Annotated in this window: 8 protein-coding genes; all 8 read right to left on the reverse strand. The window is 43.0% G+C overall.

All coding sequences use genetic code 11. The annotated features are described in order from the left end of the window. Positions 1-3: 3 nt before the first annotated feature. The 8 genes from BQ7344_RS04485 to BQ7344_RS04520 all read right to left on the reverse strand — a co-directional run bounded on the left by BQ7344_RS04485 (position 4) and on the right by BQ7344_RS04520 (position 19,503). On the reverse strand, positions 4-807 hold the full coding sequence (locus BQ7344_RS04485) for a DUF4866 family protein (protein ID WP_072521591.1): 804 nt from the start codon (positions 805-807) through the stop codon (positions 4-6). Between the two features lie 179 nt (positions 808-986). Further along, the gene (locus BQ7344_RS04490) at positions 987-5,675 is read right to left on the reverse strand and encodes a carboxypeptidase regulatory-like domain-containing protein (RefSeq protein ID WP_072521592.1); all 4,689 of its coding nucleotides are present in this window, start codon (positions 5,673-5,675) and stop codon (positions 987-989) included. 256 nt (positions 5,676-5,931) lie between these two features. Beyond that, positions 5,932-9,204 carry an Ig-like domain-containing protein gene (locus BQ7344_RS04495; RefSeq protein WP_072521593.1) on the reverse strand — a complete coding sequence of 1,091 codons (3,273 nt, stop codon included), beginning with the start codon at positions 9,202-9,204 and terminating at the stop codon, positions 5,932-5,934. 270 nt (positions 9,205-9,474) lie between these two features. Then, positions 9,475-10,341: an ECF transporter S component gene (locus BQ7344_RS04500; RefSeq protein WP_072521594.1), complete on the reverse strand. Its 867-nt coding sequence runs from the start codon at positions 10,339-10,341 to the stop codon at positions 9,475-9,477. Continuing rightward, the gene (locus BQ7344_RS04505) at positions 10,320-12,047 is read right to left on the reverse strand and encodes an ABC transporter ATP-binding protein (protein ID WP_072521595.1); all 1,728 of its coding nucleotides are present in this window, start codon (positions 12,045-12,047) and stop codon (positions 10,320-10,322) included. Before BQ7344_RS04505 ends, BQ7344_RS04500 begins: the two co-directional genes overlap by 22 nt. Continuing rightward, the gene (locus BQ7344_RS04510; protein ID WP_072521596.1) at positions 12,044-13,042 is read right to left on the reverse strand and encodes an energy-coupling factor transporter transmembrane component T; all 999 of its coding nucleotides are present in this window, start codon (positions 13,040-13,042) and stop codon (positions 12,044-12,046) included. The genes BQ7344_RS04505 and BQ7344_RS04510 overlap by 4 nt, the downstream gene beginning before the upstream one ends. Next, complete coding sequence (locus BQ7344_RS04515; RefSeq protein ID WP_072521597.1) at positions 13,039-18,147, reverse strand: cadherin-like beta sandwich domain-containing protein; 5,109 nt, start codon at positions 18,145-18,147, stop codon at positions 13,039-13,041. Before BQ7344_RS04515 ends, BQ7344_RS04510 begins: the two co-directional genes overlap by 4 nt. Further along, complete coding sequence (locus BQ7344_RS04520) at positions 18,148-19,503, reverse strand: DUF4430 domain-containing protein (RefSeq protein WP_072521598.1); 1,356 nt, start codon at positions 19,501-19,503, stop codon at positions 18,148-18,150. Between the last annotated feature and the right edge of the window lie 15 nt (positions 19,504-19,518).

The following is a 19,518-nucleotide window of genomic DNA, read 5'->3' on the forward strand; positions in this document are numbered from 1 at the left end:
AAATCATTTATCCTGCGCCTTCATTTCCGCCAGAATTGCTTCACGGCATCCCAGTCCGATACCGTTTGCAAGCTCAATATTTTTTTCCATTTCACGTTCAAAATGACAGAAGGGAAGAAAGATTCCGAGTGTACTGGTGTGTTTTTCAACGCCATGTTCGTCTCTTTTTCCGTAGTACATAAGCGAACGAGGAAGTTCTTCCTGCAATTTCATCAATGCGTCCCATACTATGCTATATATTTTTTCTTCATTGATCTCAAACTCTACAGATTCCGGGAAATTAAACATCAGAAGGATTCCTCTGTGTTCGGAAATCTTTCTTGTCTCAATTTCTCCCTCCTCACTGTAGAAATGATTTTCTCTGAAACCGTCTGCCATATACATCTGGTAATCCGGAATTTCATCCTGCTGTTCAAATAATTTGCGGAACATTTTGTATTTTTTCTCCCAGAGGTGAAGTTCGGATTCATCGAAAAATTCCCCGTTTTCATCCGTCAATAAGATTGGATTTTCCACACCTTTGTCATTGAAACGGATCGGAATCAAAAAGGAATTCCGAAGCAGATCAAAGACGCTGTTATTGCATACTGCCATCATAAATGCTGATAAATCTTTGTTTTCGTATGCATTAAATAAAGCTGCTGCAAAAACTGTTCCCGGAATGTCGGTTCCGGCACCTTCGCTTTCTTCCGCAGATGGAATTGCAGCAAAAAAAGTATTTTTCAGGCGGTCGCATGCGCGGGGATTTTTGAGTATCTCATCGAAAATCTGCTCCGCCTTTTCTTCTCTTGGGAATATTGTGCCCATAATAAAGCCTCCTTTTGAGGCTTATTATAGGAGGATGGGTGGGGAATGTAAAATTCATATCTTCTATATTTAATATAATAGATTGATATATAAAAACAGGCCGGGAGTTGTGTCCCGACCTGCCGCGCATATAAGCTTCTGTGCTGACGGGCACAGAAGCTTATATGCATATTATATGATTATTTTACAGTTACTTTAATTACGAAAGTTTCTCTTCCTGATCTTACGGTAATCTTCGCAGTTCCTTTGTTGCGTGCTGTGATGACACCATTACGATTTACAACTGCTACATCTCTGTTGGAGAAAGTATAGGTGATTCCATCCTGGGAGGTGACAGGTCCAAGTACCGGTTTCAGTGCCAGTTTCTGACCAACCTTCAGGGTTTCGCTGGATCTCAGGCCGAAAATCTTTGTTGTTATAACTTTGGTAGGCTGTACTTTTACAACCAGGCTTGCCTTCTTGCCGCTCTTGAGTGTTACAGTAACCTTAGCTGTTCCACTTATTGTACCGGCTGTGATCACGCCTTTATTGTTAACGGTTACGATTCGTTTATTGCTGGAAGTCCAGGACTTCACGGAATCGCCGTTTGCCATTTTGACTTTGATCTTGTTGGTGCTGTGCTTATACTGCAGTCTGATACCGGTTGCATTCAGCTTAACTGTTGCTGCAAGCTTCTTTCCATAGTTTCTTGTAACTTTCTTACCACATACAGAGCATGTTCCCTGCTGTTTTGCCGGTGCAAATACAGTTGCTTTCGCAATTGTCTTCCATGTATATTTGTGGTCATTTGTCTTGGTAATGGACTCTGTCTTTGTTGTCTTGCAGACTGTACAGGTGTAAGTCTTTTCTCCTGCTTCTTTACAGGTTGCTTTTTTGGTTACTTTTCCTTCGTCGAAGGTGTGCTCTTTTGCTGTAAATTCAGCAAGTGGTTTAAAATAATACTTATGTGATGTCTTTGTAACTGTAAGCTGGTATTTTCCGGCTTTGTCAGCTTTTACATCAGCAATTCCTTCATCATTTGTTACAAATTCTGCTGTTTCATCAGTGTCAAGATTTTTCAGTTCAACGGTGCACTCCTTTTCATTCTCTACTGGTGTCATCATTGAAAGACCTTTTACTGTTACTTCAAATTCTTTGCCGGCACAGATTTCTTCCGGAACATTTTCAAAGTAAATATACTCGTCTGTGTATCCGGTTGTATCTGCAAGCACACAAAGGCTCAGTGTATCACCGCTCTTTAATACAGTTGTATTTGCAACAGTCCCCTTGCCATTTTCATCTGCTGGATATGTATTATTTACATAATATCCAAAATTTCCGGTAGTATTTTCAAACATAGTATTGATCCATCCATTTAATCCTACGTTAAGATATTTAGACGGATTTTCATCAAATGCATCTCCATACATCGATTTGTGCAGAACATAAAGTGCATCGGCTACTGTTACCTGATTCCTCATATTATCCGGTTTTACATATCCGTAAGCTGCTGCATCTTTAGATGTAACATTAAATGTTCTCAGCCTTGCCTCTTCACCTGCCATATTCACTCTGACTGTTACAGTTGCAACAGCTGCATTCTGTGCATCTTTGGCTGCATCAATAGCTGCCTGAAGTGCCAGTGCTGCATCACTTACTTCTTTTTCTGTAAGATTTTCTTTGTTCAGGACATCTTTTGCTGTATTAATTGCCGCCTGAAGTGTTGACTTTGTTCCTTCCGGATACTGTCCCGCCTCTGTTCCTTCTGTCATTCCATCCAGAAGTGTCTGTGCTTCATCGATCAGTTTCTGAAGTCCCTCTGTTACCGGTCTGGTTCCCTTGATGGTAACAGTTACGGAAACAGGCTGTTTGTAAAGTTTCTGAAGAACTGTATTTTCCGGATGCTTTGCAGCAGCATCTTTGTAAAGTTCACTGCTGAGTACAGAAGAGATTGTAATCTGAGTGTCTGTTTCTCTTCTGGTAACAACAAGGTTCTCATGGGCTACTACTGCATTATTGGAAGATTTGAATTTGTTGTATCCTGCACCTTCCATTTCCCATGAATCTGTAAACTGCTCATCTGGGATAATACCTGTACCAGTCTTATCTGCATTGTTGTAGATCCATTTTTTCTCTGCTGTCAGTTCCTGGAATGCATGCAGATTTCCGGTGATAGAATCTTTATCTGCATACAGGTTATCGTTGATTCCGTCAAAGTAATGTTCTTTTGCATAAGTCATCAGGTCAAGCTGATCCTGAACTTCTGCTTCTGTGATTGCTTTGACTGTAACCGGAATTTTCTTGCTTACGATTACATTATCACGGGTAAAGGTAACAATAAGATTTACAGCAAGATCTTCATTGCTTGCAAAACGGTCTACGGCTGCTCTGTAACCATTCACCTTAATCGCATCATTGTCTGTTGTTACTGTGATTTCTTTGTTAGCGAATACGTATTTGTTATTGTCATCCTTTATTCTGGTGTATCTTGGAAGCTGAAGATCATAGGTGCAGTTCTTAAGATCTGCTATCTGACTCTGATCATTGAAATTTTTAATCTGATCTGCTGTATAATATGTATCAAGAATTGCCTGAAGTTCTTCTTCTGTAGGTCCTGTCTGCCCGGTACCTTTAACAGTTACTTTGAATTCTTTTTTCAGAGTAGCAAAATCAGATATTTTCTCTACATAAGAATTCAACACAATATCATTTGCATTAAAGGTAGCTGTCAGAGTTACTTCTGTATCTTCCGGCTGTGGTTTGATCACGCCCTCTTTGGCATCGATCAGGGATCCCCATCCTGTATCTTTGAGACTGATTACGTCCTTATTTGAAGATGTCCATGTGATCTTTGACCATGCTGTCATGGCGCTGGCGCTCAGGCACTGTGGAAGTGTCAGATTTGAAGTTACTTCTGCTGCATCTGTATTGGAACCTTTGATCTTGTCCCAGGTAAGGTTATCCTTGTCTGCTTCTATTTTTGTATTGAAGTAATCACAGTCCCAGCAGATGGTTGCTGTGCTGGCTTCTGTCTCTGCCTTTGCGCCATTTTTTTCAAATACATAAACAACGCTTACATTTTTAAAATTAATTTTATTCTGATCCGGGGTCTGAGCCTTGTTGTAATGGATCGTTCCGTCTGTATCAACCCAGTCTGTATCTTCGCTGGATTTTACAGAAATGGTTACATCTGTTGTGTCAATGTCATAAGTACTGATCTTTGCTTTTACGACATCAATGATATTTTTGTCTTTTGCAAAATTCGGACGAAGTGATCCCAGCTCTGCATCAAATTTCGCTTTGATAGCATTTACGGTTGCTACATCTGCCGGATCAATGCTTGATACCATCTTGACATTGAAGGAAATATTCTCATCATCGCCTGACGGTGCGTAGGTATCTGTTACCTCTCTGTAATCCGGTGCTGTCACAGTGTAAGTGTAAGTAACACCTTTCTGCATGGTGTAGGTTCCATCTTCATTTGCCTTGAGTACTACAGTATCAGGTTCATCCTCATCCCATGGATCTTCCTCTTCGTAAGTCACCTTGATGGTCGCATTCTCAATTGCTTTGCTATCATTATCCACCGGCTTGATAGTTACGGTGTAATTGGTGATATTCTTCTCAAGCTGAATATCGATCGTACCATCTTTGTCCGGTGTGAACTCCTGATTTGAAACGGATTTATAATTTGGAGCTTCTACGCTATATTTATAAGTAGTTCCATCAATCAGATTATAACTTCCGTCTGCTTCTGGTTTTATGGTATCGTACCAGCCTTTTTTGACGGTTACTGTGGCACCGTTGACCGGGTTGCCGGATTTGTCTGTTACGTTGAATCTGACGTTTCTTGTAACAATCTTCTTCAGTGTAACAGTTTTTACGGTGTTGACTTCTGTCGGATTGAAGGTGAAATAGCTTTCTTTGTAATCGTTATATCCATCTTTCTTGACAGTCAGAGTGTAAGTTGCACCCTTTTCCATGTCATAAGAACCGTCTGCCTTCGAAGAAACAGTATTCCAGTCTTTCTCCAATGTTACGTTTGCATCCTTGATTGGAGTACCATTTTCATCCTGTACCTTAACAGTCATAGTATAAGCTGGTTCTGCTGCTTCGATTGTGATAGTAAATTCCTGCTCTGCAAGAGCTGCTGTAGCTGCCTGTGCCTCATCGTTGATTACAGAATCATCTGTATCTGCAGAAAACAGTCTCAGAGTTGCCTTAATACTCTTTGGACCTTCTTCTGCCGTCGGACGCTTAAGAATCGGAGTACTTCCTCGCTTCGCTGCTGTCTTGGTCGTAAGATTTAACCATTCGCCAGCTTCCTCGCTGTCAATATACCAGCCGTTCTTGTATGGACTGCTGAAGGTTCTGAAAAACACAGTAGTAAGATTACTTCCGGTTCCATTCGTTCTGAGACCTATGGTATAAGTTAATCCATCTGCACTCTTGGCAACACCGGTTCCACCATTGGTGATTAACTTATTATTCTTGTTAGTAAGATAGGTATCATTAAGCCATTGGGCTGCAGCTGCTTTTGCTTCATCTGTACCAGTTGATTCATCCGCAAATGCTGCGATATCTCCACTATCTGCTGAAAATGAGTCTGCCTCTCCTCCTGCTTCAAATACATCTGTATCAACGGATGCATCCTCAGAATCTTCTACAGTTAAATTCTCTCCCATCAGGTCTTCCGCATTGTCCGTATCCTCGTCCTGAATGGAAATCTCCGCATTGTCTTCCTCATCTGCCTGTACTTCTATTGCTTCCTGTCCGCCATCAGAAAACTCGATATCCGCTGCAAATGCATTGGAAGGAATCATCGTTACGGTCATCATTGCTGACATAGCAAGTGCTGACAAACGTTTCATCAATTCTTTTTTCTTCACTTTGCTCCTCCTTTTGTGAATTTCTTTCATGAATCGTTGTTTCAACAACAAAAAACAGAGCCTCATAATTCGATGAGTCTCTGTCCTTTATAACGTGTTGGCTTGCCGACTAAAAATGACTTCCGCGCTTGACATTAAATACAGCAAATAACAGTTCCGGATTCACACCGGATTTCCTCAAACTGACTACAAAATCAGACCACGTCTGGTTATCTTGTTGTCCGGTTATTATAGCATTTTTACATAACAACGTCAATTATTTTACGGTTACTCTGATTGTATAGTATTTCCTTCCGGATCTTACTGTGATCCTTGTGGCTCCTTTTGCCCGTGCTGTAATGACACCTTTGCGGTTTACAACTGCTACATTCCTGTTGGAAGAGGCATAGGTAATTCCTTCCTGGGAAGTGATCGGATTGATTACTGGTTTCAGGGTCAGTTTCTGTCCTCGCTTCAGAGTTTCTCTGGATCTCAGTCCACTGATGCTTGTTGTTATAACTTTTGTGGACTGAACTTTGACATTCAGACTTGCCTTTTTACCACTCTTAAGTGTTACTGTAATCTTTGCTGTTCCGTTCTGTCTTCCGGCCGTGATCACGCCTTTGTTGTTGACAGTTGCAATTCTTCTGTTGTTGGATGTCCAGGACTTCACAGAATCACCGTTTGCCATTGTGACTTTGATCTTGTTGGTACTGCGTCTCTGCTGAAGTCTGATGGAAGTTGCATTCAGTCTGATTGTTGCCGTAAGCTTCTTTCCATAGTTTTTTGTGACTGTCTTACCGCATACAGAGCATTTTCCCTGCTGTTTCGCCGGTGCAAATACAGTTGCTTTCGCAGTTGTCTTCCATGTATATTTATGGTCATTTGTCTTTGCAATGGTTTCTGTCTTTGTTTCTTTACAGACTGTACAGGTGTAAGTCTTCTCTCCTGTATTCTTGCAGGTTGCTTTTTTTGTTACTACACCTTCATCCCACATATGCTGCACATGATTTCTCTTTGTCAGTTTATCCGCATCTGCTCCCAGAGGATCATCTGTACGGTTATGATTTTTCTTCCAGGTGCACCATTGAACCTTCGGCAATCCGTCTGTTCCATTTGCTGTATTAAAGTAAGCTGCTCCACTCTCATTCTCGTGTGTCTCACAGCCTGTATCGACAAATTCAACACCACCGATACCTTTTGCAGTACCGCAATCATCGTTAAATGTATTGCCTGTAATATCATCAAACTTATTCAAACTCCTGTAATAGCCGATGATTCCACCAACGTTCGTTCCATTTGTCGCACTTACCTTACCGGTAAATGTATTGTTCTTAAAGGTATACGCATTCCATGCCTGTGCCACAGCAACATCTCCGCCAAAAATACCTCCGACATTGTCTGCTCCGATAATTGTACCGGATGATGTACAGTTATCTACACACATTCGGATTCCATTTGGTGCACCGCTGCCCATATATCCACCGCCGACAATACCACCGGCATTTTTTCCACTTGCCTCAACAACACCGTCAAATGTTGAATCAGAAACGCTCTTGTCTCCCATAGAATTATCATTAGTCGCAGCAATACCGCCTACATAATCAACTCCGTAAACCGTTGCATGGCTTACACAATTTCTGACGCTTCCCTGCAGACGTCCAACAATCGATCCTATGCCTGACTGATCTCTGTTATAACCTATTACAACTCCTTCTTCAATCGTACAGTTCTGTACCGTTGCAAGGAAACCTGCAGAGCATCCTCCATACGGGTTTGTTGTTATATTAGCACCGAGAAGACCTGATTTCAGAGTACTTGATCCGCTCTTTAATGTAATATTGTCAAGCAAAACTGCTTTACCGGAGAGTCCGACACCTTCCAGATTATTGATCAGTCCATATCCGGCAATCTTTGTACCATAGATATTCAGATTGCGAACTTCTGCACCCTTTACATAGCCCAGAAGCGGAAGTCCGCCTTCCGGAACAGTGATCGTATGATTCTGACCATCAAGGATTCCGCTGAATGCACGAAGATTTTTCCCTGATTTAATGTTATTTGTGCCGTCGATTGTTTCACCGATCGGAGTCCATCCTTCCGGCAGAGTAATGTCGTCTGTAAGAACAAAATATGTGTTTTCAGGAATTTTTCCTGCTTTTACAAGCTTTTTGAGTCTTATAAGATTTTTCGCTGTTGAAAGCTGATACGGACTTGCTTCTGTTCCCTGACCTTCAAAAGCAGAACCTGTTACGTTAAGATAGATACCACCTGGTGAAGAACATATTACATCCGTATGCTCGACTCCCGGCTGCCCCGGAATCCCTACAAAGTATTCTCCATTTGGAATATTGTCAAGATCAACCTTCAGTTCTCCATTTTCCGTTTCTCCGAGAAGTGTCCATGATGCCACATCACCATCCCACATATCATCAACCGGAATATAATAGAGCTGATACTTTCCAGTCATCTTATTCTGCGCTGTTTCTCCACCATTCATGCCCGCTTGCGCGCGCCAGGTCTGAAACGTAATACTGTCTTTTTCGCCACGATCTGCAACAACCCTAGTACGGCTTTCATTCTCATCCGTCAGATAATTAAATCCTGCTCCGGAATCTGAATAGAAATTCCAATCAGAATAATGTGCTAACGTTACAACATCACCATCATGTAATAAGATCTGATCAGCAGTACTTCCCCATCCAGTCGATGCAAGAGGATATTCATAATTTAAATAATAATTAAGGTTTTGATCCAAGCCCCAGAGATGCTCCATGTACAGAGATCCTGGACTTCCTGTAACATTAAGTGTTTTTCCATCATCCAAACACCCTTCATCTTTCAGAAATCCCTGTCCGGCTTCGTCATCTCCAAGTCCGAAATACAGAACTTCTGTCGCATAAATTATAAGATGTAATAATGTGACATGATTACGTGCTGTCTCGGCCGTTCCCACCATTCCAGTTGTTCCTTTATCGCTTGAAGAATACTTTTCTGATTTAAAATAAAATTTCTCTAATCCATACTTGGCAAGGTCAAAATACGGAACTGTCAACTGTTTCAACGCAACCGGTCTATCAATTGCTCCATCTTCAAATTCGTTATCCGCAAATCTGTCATCCTGTGAAAACGAAAAATTGACTGTTACTGTTGCTGTTTCCCCGTCTGATTCGGAATCACCATCACTGAATGCTTCAACGGCATTCTGATCGTCTGCATCACTGAAAACCTCTACCTCATCTGCATCTGTTTCCTCGGTATCTGTATCGTCCTGTACCTGTGCGTCCTCAATTGTGATGTCATCCTCATCTGTATCCTCAGTATCCCAAGGACCTTCAAATGAAATTTCTGGGTCTGCTTCGTCCTGCTGAATTTCTTCTGCGTTTTCCTCATCTGTAACCTGTTCTTCCTGCTGTTCCAGCGCATATCCCTCATCAAAGGATATTTCCTGTGCATACGCAGTCACATTGAGACCTGTACACATCATGATTGCCGCCATCATCCACGCAAGAAGTCTCATACGAATTGATGGTCTTTTGTTGTTTTTCATCTTCTTCCTCCTTTTATAAATTTGGCAACAAAAAACAGAGCCCCAATACTATGAGTCTCTGCCCTATACAACGCGTTGGATACACTGACTTAAAACATTCTACGCATTTAATATTTCATACAGTAAAATAAGTTCCGGATTCGCACCGGATTTCCTCAAACAGATCATACAAATGATCCGACCACGCCTGGTTATTTTGTTGTTAAAATTGTAACATTTTCCCACATTACTGTCAATTTTTATTTTTACAATTTGAAACCCCGGGTTTTGTCAATCCTGGATCAGTCCATATTTACGTTTGATCCTTTCCAGCTTTTCGAGAAGCGGTCTGCTTAAAACCCATAAAAAAATCACAGTAGATACTGCATGGACCAGATCTACCGGCGCGCCTGAAATATAATTTGCGATCAGGCTTTCTTTCGTTATATATCCATAGGACATCAGTACACCTGCCGGGTTCATGATTCCTCCATAGATCAAAAATACGCTCAAAAATCCAAATACACAGAGATCTGCTTTCCGTGCTTTCAGAATACCCACACGGTATAATATTCCTGCAAGAAAACCAATCAGACCAAAAGCGAACATCTGCCACGGGGTCCATGGTCCCTGTCCCATAAACATATTCGACAAAAGCATGATCATACACCCCACCAGAAATCCGGCCTCACCACCAAAGGAAACCCCTGTAAGGATTACAATTGCCGCAACCGGTTTGAAGCTCGGAAGCATAAAGAATGCTGCACGCCCTGCAACGCCGATCGCCGCAAGCACCGATATGACCATGATTTCTCTTGCTTTTGGCTTTCTGCCTTCAAACATCATAAAAAACGGCAACATTGCGGCAACTACAAGAATCAGGCTGCACAGAAGGTATTTTCTTCCATGAAAGATCCTGACAGATATATACAGCAATACCGGTATGACCAGAAGCAGAAGCACAATTGCCAACCAGGTCCGACGGCTGACTTTTCCATCTTTTTTCATCTGTCGGATAATCAGACCATCCGACGGAAGGGTATATTCTTCCAGATCATGACCGTCTTTCTCTTCCCGCACAACCGGAGCACTTCCGGCATCCAGAAACTCATCCAGAAACTCATCCAGAAACTGATCTAATTCCTGCCCTTTAAGCACTTTACCACATCCCTTCCTGTAACCGCCCCCGGAAAGAACTGTCTTGCCATACGGTTCGCTGCTGTCGTATAGAAGCTGTTTCCTGCAAAAAACTCACGTGTTTCTTTATTTGTGACAATATTTCCCTCGAAAAAAAGTCCAACACGATCTGCATACTCCGCCACAAACTCCACATCATGTGAGATCATGAAAATCGTAATTCCATGCTGCTGCAATTTCTTCAGAATCTCGCCCAGTTCTTCTTTGTATTCTGCATCCATTCCTTTTGTCGGTTCATCCATCAAAAGAATCTTCGGTCGCAGTAAAAGTACCTTTGCCAGTGCCAGCCTCTGCTGCTCTCCTCCGCTCAGATCATACGGATGTCTCTCAAGAAGTCCTTCCAGATGTGTCAGACTGACGATTCCCTCGATTGCCTTTTCTTTCTTCATATTTATCGGATATTCCGGAGATGTTTTTTCTTTTTTGCCACCTATCACTGAATACAGGTCTTCCAGCACCGTCTTTTTGAGAAAAAGACTCTGCGGATTCTGTGGAAGCACCCCCAGATATCCATTGTACAGTTCCCTATCACTGAATTTGCGGATATCCTGCCCATCCAGTATTATTTTTCCACGATAAGGTGCCCGGATACGACAAAGCAGGGACAATGTTGTACTTTTTCCGGTTCCGTTTCCACCGACAACTGCATAAAATTCGCCTTTTTTTACCTGAAAGGACAGATCCCTGATAACATCCGCACTTTCCTTTTCATAACGGAACCATACTTCTTTTACTTCTATGGCAGGCTTTTCTTTTTTATTTTTTCCCTGTTTCCTGTTTTGTGTCTCTTCTGCCTGTGCTTCCCGAATTTCCCTTCCCCGAACAACTTCCGGATGAAGGTTCAGATATTCCTGCATCCACATTCTTCCGTCACTTACTGTAAGCGGACAGGCAAGCTCACTGTCTACCGACGCAAAAATCTGCATAGGTACCGGCATAGATAAAAACATGCCATGTTCACGTCTTTTCAGCTCCAGACCGATTTTCCCCGGTGTTCCTTCTGTGATCAGTTTTCCCTGATCCATCACAAATACTTTATCTGCAAACGGAATGATATCCTGCAGTCTATGTTCGGTAATGATGACAGTTGTTCCGATATCCCGGTTTATTTTTTTGACCGTTTCCAGAAAATCAGACGCAGCAATCGGATCAAGCTGAGAAGTTGGTTCATCAAGGATCAGAAGCGACGGATGCATTGCCATGATAGCCGCCAGATTCAATAACTGTTTCTGACCGCCGGACAGCTCCTTTACCTCACGGTAAAACCAGCTGTGGATTCCAAAATAGCTTGCCATTTCTGCTACACGTAACCGGATCGTGGCATTGTCATACCCCAGACTCTCGAGTCCAAACGCAAGTTCATGCCACACTTTATCCGTAACGATCTGGTTGTCCGGATTCTGCATGACAAACCCGATGTCTTTACTCTGTGTTCTGTGATCCAGCTCAGCCAGCGGCTTTCCTTTGTAAAAAATCATTCCCTTTCTCTCACCATGCGGTGCCAATACGCTTTTCATTTGCCGGAGAAGTGTACTTTTTCCGCATCCGCTTCTTCCACAAATGACATTCAGCGTGCCTTCTTTTATATCTAAACTGATTTCTGTAAGTGCCCGCTTCTCCTGATCCGGATAGCTGAAACTGAAATTTCTGATTTCCAATATGTTCATGAATACTGTTTCTCCTGTTCCAGTTCTTCATATATTTTTCTGTACGTAAGTCCGATTTCTGTTCCGACTGATTTCTGGCTTCTGGAAAGTGCAGTCCGCTCTGCCAGATTCAAAAATACCGGAAGGAAACAAAATACAGCAAAGGCAAGATACGTTATCACTGCCAGCACTGGTCCACAGCCGGAGGAAACATGATTTATACCCGTCAGTTGAATCTTCGGATCATAGACAGCAAAGGCAGCCCCCTTCGCGCATCCAAAAGCAAATACTGCTGTCAATATGGCAAACGCGCCGGTAAGCCACCCGTCTCTTTTTGTATATCTGTATATTGAAAAGGCTGTGCGTCCATGCAGCCCATATCCTCTGCTTCTCATGGAATCTGAAGTTTCTATTGCATTTTCCAGTGCCCATGTAACCAGAATAGAAAGTATATTCATTCCATGCTTCGCCTTCGCAAGTATACTTCCATTTGTCACATCGCGCCCCATTGCTTTCTGTCCGTTACGGATTACCCTGAGCTGTGTGGTAAATCTCGGCACAAATCTGAGTGCCATAGACAGAACCAGTGACAATGCCGGTATGATCCTGCCAAAAAGATATACAAATTTGTCTGTTGTCATTACACAATTGTAACAACTGAACCACTGAATCACAATGAACATCACAGCACCGAGCACCAGACCATACACCAGTGCTTCCAGTGTGATCCAGTTTCCACTGGCTTCTACGTAATACAGCATTGTCACACCATAGTGGTTAAACAGCGGATTTAATAATGCTACAATTAAAAGACCGGGCAGCGTTATGAGAAAATTCTGTTTTAATGTTTTTTTCCATCCATTCAGAAGAAAGGCATACATCACTGCTGCGATATATGAAATCAGCAGAAATACCGGATGCTGATTGAACATTGTAAACAAAAATACCACAGCGAAGTAAAAAAAGTTCAGAAAAGGATGGCAGCCTGAAAAGGCATCGTTTACTTTGTCATTCATTTTGCCATCCTCCTTCTGTAATAATGCTGTGCTCTGATCCAGAAGATCATGTATGCAGTTCCCAGTCCTGCAACCAGTATCAGAATCCAGACATGAAGCGGTATCGTCTTCGCCTCTGTAAGCACAGTTTCTGCCAGATTTTCATCTGTATTCGCGGAAACCGTTTCAACTGCTTCTCCATCGGCAGTTTCTGTCTTTTCATTTTTATCTGTTTCTTCGCTGTCCTCTGTATCTTTTTTGCCGGATTTTGATTCTTTGTCTTTTGTTTTTTCAGATTTTTCTGTTTTGGATGTCTTTTTGGAAGTGTCTTTTGTTTTTCCTGACTGTTTTTGACCGTCAGACTCTCCTGATGAATTGCCGTTTTTATCCTTTGTGCTGTCGCTGCCTGAACCATTTCCATTTACCAGCTTCAGGTTTTCTTTTGAGCCGTTTCCGTCTGAACCCTTTCCCGGTGTTGTTGCTTCTGATTTGTGACCTCCGCTTCCCGGACGTGCCGCTATATTATTCTTGTTGTTGTCTTCCCCATTACCCGGAATCTGACCTTTTTTCTTCACATCCGGGATGCGGATAACAAGCTGGTCACTCACATTTCCGGTGCTGTCTTTGACAACGATCACCAGATCTTTTTCGCCATCAGTCAGTCCCTTCAGCATAATGGTATCTGTTCCTGCCTGAATCTCGGTTCCTTTCCCTTTTATATTCAGTTTCGGAATTTTCTTTCCTGCATCTACGACCTGATAGTAGCGATACCCTTTTTCACTGGATTTGTATACTACAGATGCTTTGTCCACGGAAAGTCTGCTGGCACTGACTTTTTTCAGTACCGGTGCCGTGATGTCGGTAAGCTTCAGTGTCACATAATAGTTTTTCTTCGTGCCGTCTTCCGCAGTTACCTGTATTCTGACTTTTGCCTCTTTTTCTCCGCCTGCAAAAACTATCTTCCAGAAAGCATGTCCGCCTGCCGCGGTACTCTGACTGATGGTTTCATCTTTCTGTACTGTTGAACCCCGGATACCCGCCAGTGCGTATACCTGTATGGATGCTTTTTTATTAGTTGTCTGTGCCCATATATTCAGACTCTTTCTCTCTGCTCCATAGACCGCGGTGTACTTTGTTTCCTGCTTCTTAAAAGACGGAGCCAGCTTCTGTATCCCCTTACCATACGTATCTGAACTGGATACATACAGATTTTTCAATGATGTATCAGAATTCATTGTTGATTTCAGAGAATAACTGTATTCTGTCTTTGTTTTTTCTGCCACAACTGTTTCATTCAGTGTTTCATGACCGTCCCGGGATATGGTAATCTGATATGTATTTCCGACAATAAACGGATATTTTTTGTTCTTCGGAATAACCTCCTGTCCATCCTGATTGACCACCTTTATCTCAGCATCAGAAGGAGTCACCTTTATTGCCACATTTATTCCTGCATAGACATGTATCGAAATGGCATATGGTGCTTCCATAATGTTTCCGGTTTCATCCTTTGCCAGAATATACAGGACTTTTTCTTCTTTGTCCGGGACTGTCAGATCCAGCGTATTCTCTCCCTGTGCCATTGTCTCCGTAAAATCTCCGGTAAAGGATGGCGTTTCCCCGGCCTTTCCAGACACATAAGCATAACTGCCCTTTTCGTTGGAGGTGAAAGTCACTCTGATCTTGTTGTTTTCATAACGCACTGCTTTTTTGCCTGAAAGGACAGGCGGATAAACATCTGCTCTTCTGAGTAATACCTGATAAACTTCGGTCTTTCCGGTTCTGGTCTGAACGGTTACTTTTACCAGTGCCTCTGACTCATTATCTCCAAAATACACTGCAATTCTGTGTGCTTTGCCGCTTCCGGAGGTTTTGCCGAAATTTGTGATTTTTTTGATTCCCCGGATACCTTCTGCAGTCACCGATGCACTGTCTTCTTCCGGTAATGCAAAAATATTCATTCGAGTACTGTTTCCGGTATATGTTTCTGTCATATATTCTTTCTGTTCCGAAGTAAATTCCGGTTTCAGCCCGATCCTGCTTCCACCATCCGTATAAGCATTGCTCGTACTCACTGTCAGATTAGCCAGCAAAGCACTGCTGTGATCTCCCGTAACAGTAAAAACATATTTCGTGCTTTTGCCGTTTTTAGACACTACTGCAGTAACAGGCACATCCTCTCCCTGAAAGCTGGCACTGAATGTTCCGTCACAGACTTTGCCGTTTACTGTCAGCGCTGCGCCCTGTGGTATTCCGAATTTGAGCGTTACCTTTTTTGTTCCGTCCTCACAGGATAATTCATATGTAGATCGATCCTTACGGTAACTTCTGTCCCAGGTTACTTTTCCATGGTCTGATGTAGCTTCCACACTTCGCAGACATGCGACATTTGTTTCAATCGCCATCATATAGTTGGAATCATTCTTATAATATATGGTTCCGTCTTTGTCTGCACAGAGTGTGCTGATGCTGTACTGTTGCTGGTCAGTATCCGGTGTAAAGATTTCTTCTGCTGCACCTTTTGTCTGTCCCGGCTCATCTTTCAGAAGATAAATTCCACCCGGAAAGGCATTGGCAGTAAAATAAACATAAACCCTGCCATCCGGCTTTCCGTCCCCGTTAAAATCTTCTTTTTCATATGCCGTTGACAGAAGCGGGGCCGCCTGTGGATATCCCGGTACTGAAACAGAATATGCCAGTTTCAGTTCATTGTCTGATTCGGCAATGACATCAAAATGATGTCCGCCGTCAGCATTAAACTGTCCCCCCTGTCCACAGACACCGATATATATCCTGCCTTTATAAACAAGCGGTGTCGCTGTTGCCATACCTCCGAGGTTGTAGCTTAATACCTGTCCGAAGGTTCCGTCATCATTCATTTTTACCTTGTAAAGATATCCGCCCTTTGTGGCAAAATATACATAACCATTGTCAAAAGAAACTGTCGTACGAATGTCTCCATTTACACCGGTCAGTTTATCAAGTAACTGTCCTGTTTTTGTAGAAACAGAGTAAAGAATCGATGTGTTTGTATAATTTCCCATATCCGATCCATCATCCGAACCAAATACAAGATAATCGCCAGATGCATAGGCCCCTGCCCAATAAAATCCGCCTTTATGGCTGTACTTCCATGTACAGTGCTTTATTTCATCTCCCCTGGACGGATCTTCATCTGTAACAGACAGTGCAAAATAGATTCCTGCTGTCGTTTCAGAATTCCAGGTACCTGTATAAATATAACCGTCTCTGTACGTGATAGGGCTAAGAGTCTGGCCGCCTACCGTTTCACTGATCCACAGAGATTTCAGCGTCGTTGCACTGACTGCCTGTATCTGGCCTCCTCCAACCTGTGCAAACAGCATGCCCTCTGCATAGGTAAGCGGATTCAGGGCAAATACCATACTGCCTGCCAGTTCTTCACTTACTGCGACGATCTCACCGGTGTTTCTGTCCATTTTATAGATAAATTTGCCGGAAGCTGCATAAAGATATCCGCCTAATACCAGTGGTGGTGTTACAGCTGCGTTCCAGTCACCGCCCATTTTTACAGCCCACTTCTGAACAGTTTCATCCACGTTCGACGGGGTTTCCGAAGAAATAACTCCATTGTTGGTGTCACTGTTTCTGTAATTGATCCAGTCATTGTCCTCTATATCCGGCTGTCTGGAATCACTCTCTTCAAGATCTGCTGTTATCTCGCTCTGTTCGCCTGCCACAAAACTTCCCTGGCACGCTTTATATCCATAACATGACACAGTCCACTGATATGTTTTACCGAGCATCAGTCCATCATACAGAAGGCTGTTATCTGCCGATGCAGAAATACGCAGTCCCTTTTCATCGTACACACATACAACCGCATTTGCGGGACTGACTTTGAATTCTGTACTTGCTCCTGCCAGTTTGGACACAATCAGATGATACTCACTCTCAGTAGTATAGGTCTTTCCCTGATACTCCGGGTCATTATAGCCACCTTCTGCTGACATATGGAAGGTAATATCCGTATCACCCTCTTCATTCAGTGGAACCTGTATAGTATTTCGATTCTGCAGTGGAACTCCATTTACGGTCAGCCCATAATACGCATCAATTGAATACGGTTTTACATTTATCTGCACAGAATCTACATCTGCAGCTACAGATGCAGTATAAATTCTGTTTGCACTGTTAAATTTTTCTCTGATAATGTTTGTTGCAAGGTCACTGTCCGTCGGAAGATAACATCCGATGGACGACAGATCCAGCCTTCGAAGAACAATTATCTTATATGTCTGCTGGTGTTCTGCATTCCCTGCAGTAATCGTATAAACACCTCTGGATCCTCCGTTCGCGCCCTTCGCAAAAACACGCCCGCTCAGACGGTATCTCTTTCCTTCTGAAAATGCCTTCCGATCCATGTTCAGAGTTTTCTGTGCACCCTCGACTGTCCAGCCGGACATTGTTACTTTTGCATCATCCGGAAGTGTATCCATCAGATCCGCAGATACGTAAAACGCTGTTGCCAGTGCATAGGAGCTGTATTCTACCGTATATACTTTGCCGCCAAATTCAGCATCCAGATCTTCACGTCTTTCCGGATTAATTGTAACTGCATCCGGTGAGCCGCTGTAACTCGTATATACCGTCAGATTTTCAAGAAAATCGGCTGAATCATCTACTTCAGCTGCACTTTTGGAATCCTCCTCTGTTGTTTTGATATCCGCTGTCGCTTCCTGAGAAGGATTTTCTTTATTTTCGTCTGAAGATGTTTTTTCGTCATTCGTATCTTCCGGAGTTTCCGGTCCTTCATTTTGGCTGTTGTCTCCATCCGGAGTTTCGTCCGGCTCTTCCTCTGTATCTCCACTGATATCAATATCTTCTCCGGAATCCGTATTATCATCCGGAACTTCCGGCTCTTCATCAGGACTTTCCGGTTCTTCGCCCGGAATTTCTGATTCTCCACCCGGAGTTTCCGGCTCCTGTTCAGCTTCGCCGGAATTTTCTGCTGTTTCCGAAAGTTCAGACTGTTCCGTGATATTCTCAGTATTCGATTGTGAAAGTATGGCATCCTCTGCTCCGTAAACCGGAACACTTCCCAGTAAGAGAGCCAGAGACAAAAGTGCTGTCAGAATTTTTTTCATTTACCATTCTCCCCAGGTTTCTCCGTTTTGCCCGGCTCCCACATCAGCTCCTGCATAGAGTGAGAATCTGAGTCTTACCACATCTCCGTCTGCCGGGAAATATGCGGACATTCCGTTGTTCATATATTCACCGTTTACAAAATAAAGCCACCCTGAATCCATTGTGAAATCAAATTCGCCCAGCCAGTCATTATCATGCTCTGTCAGCTGACTGTTTACTTCAGTAAGATGTGCCAGCAGTTCCTCCGGGATCGCCGCCCCGGCTGTCAGTCCGCTTCTTCCGATTGACCTAAGATAAAATCCGGAATTGGCTTCACCAATATTTCTCCAGTCAAAACCATTTTCATCCAATACTCTCAATAATACCGATGCCATGGATTCTCCCTGATAATATTCGACAGCTTCCGGTCCCAGAAGATTCCCAAGACCAACTGTTCCCGCTTCTATACTGAGCGAAATCGTTCCTTCCGGTTCCTGCTGCCCATCCTCGCCTTTGTAGATTGTGTATTCCGGAATTGTGGTGCTCCAGCCTTCACTGTCTGTAACCTTTATGCTGACTGTGTTTGCACCATCTTCCAGTTCGATACGATAAGAAACTATTCCCTGTGCATCTGTTCCGATGGAATACAGTTTCTCCCCGTTTCCATATACTTCAAGTGCTGACGAGGAAAGTACATTTCCATGATAATCAAAAGCCTGTACAAAAAATGTCCTGTACGATGCATTGACGGTTTCTCCGTTTTCAAGATCGGTCGCCACAGATGGATATTTATTTTCTTCCGGCGCAGGTTCCGGATCATCATCCTCTGATGGAACTTCAGTGTTTTCCTGATTTCGGTCATCATTCTGCTCCGGCTGTGTTTCATCGCCATTTTCACCGTCATCGTTATTTCCATCATCATAGTGAACTTCATTCGGAAGGACTTCTTCTTCATCAGTTTCCTGATTATCTTCTGCCTGAGCAGAAGTTTCCTCTGGTTCACCTGCTGTATTGTCTACAGTCTGCCCGGAATTATCTGAATTTTCGGAGATCTGCTGTTCCGGCTCCTGCTCCTGTTCCTCTTCTGTTTCCGGCTCCTCCGGGTCTTCCAGTGTCTGCGCCTGTACTTCTGTACTCTCTGCTCCATTCTGATTATCTGTGTCCGCCCCTGCATATGTAAAGCCTTTTCCCAAATATCCTTTAAAAGAACTGTCTGCGCTGATTCCCTGCACCGGATTGTCTGCTATTTCCGGCTGTTGTCTGCCAAGTCCCCAGACAATCGAGGCCCCAAATAAAAGCAAACCTGCTATCAGGAGTACAGCTGCCAGCAAATCTTTCTTTCTGTTTTTTTTATTTTGTTTATTACGATTTTTCATCTGACATCTGCCTCC

Source organism: Blautia sp. Marseille-P3087, from assembly GCF_900120195.1.
Classification (GTDB): domain Bacteria; phylum Bacillota; class Clostridia; order Lachnospirales; family Lachnospiraceae; genus Blautia_A.

Bases quoted from the DNA above. Each gene is read 5' to 3' on its own strand.
- BQ7344_RS04485 (WP_072521591.1), bottom strand. From the start codon at position 807: ATGGGCACAATATTCCCAAGAGAAGAAAAGGCGGAGCAGATTTTCGAT.
- BQ7344_RS04495 (WP_072521593.1), bottom strand. From the start codon at position 9,204: ATGAAAAACAACAAAAGACCATCAATTCGTATGAGACTTCTTGCGTGG.
- BQ7344_RS04505 (WP_072521595.1), bottom strand. From the start codon at position 12,047: ATGAACATATTGGAAATCAGAAATTTCAGTTTCAGCTATCCGGATCAG.
- BQ7344_RS04510 (WP_072521596.1), bottom strand. From the start codon at position 13,042: ATGAATGACAAAGTAAACGATGCCTTTTCAGGCTGCCATCCTTTTCTG.
- BQ7344_RS04515 (WP_072521597.1), bottom strand. From the start codon at position 18,147: ATGAAAAAAATTCTGACAGCACTTTTGTCTCTGGCTCTCTTACTGGGA.
- BQ7344_RS04520 (WP_072521598.1), bottom strand. From the start codon at position 19,503: ATGAAAAATCGTAATAAACAAAATAAAAAAAACAGAAAGAAAGATTTG.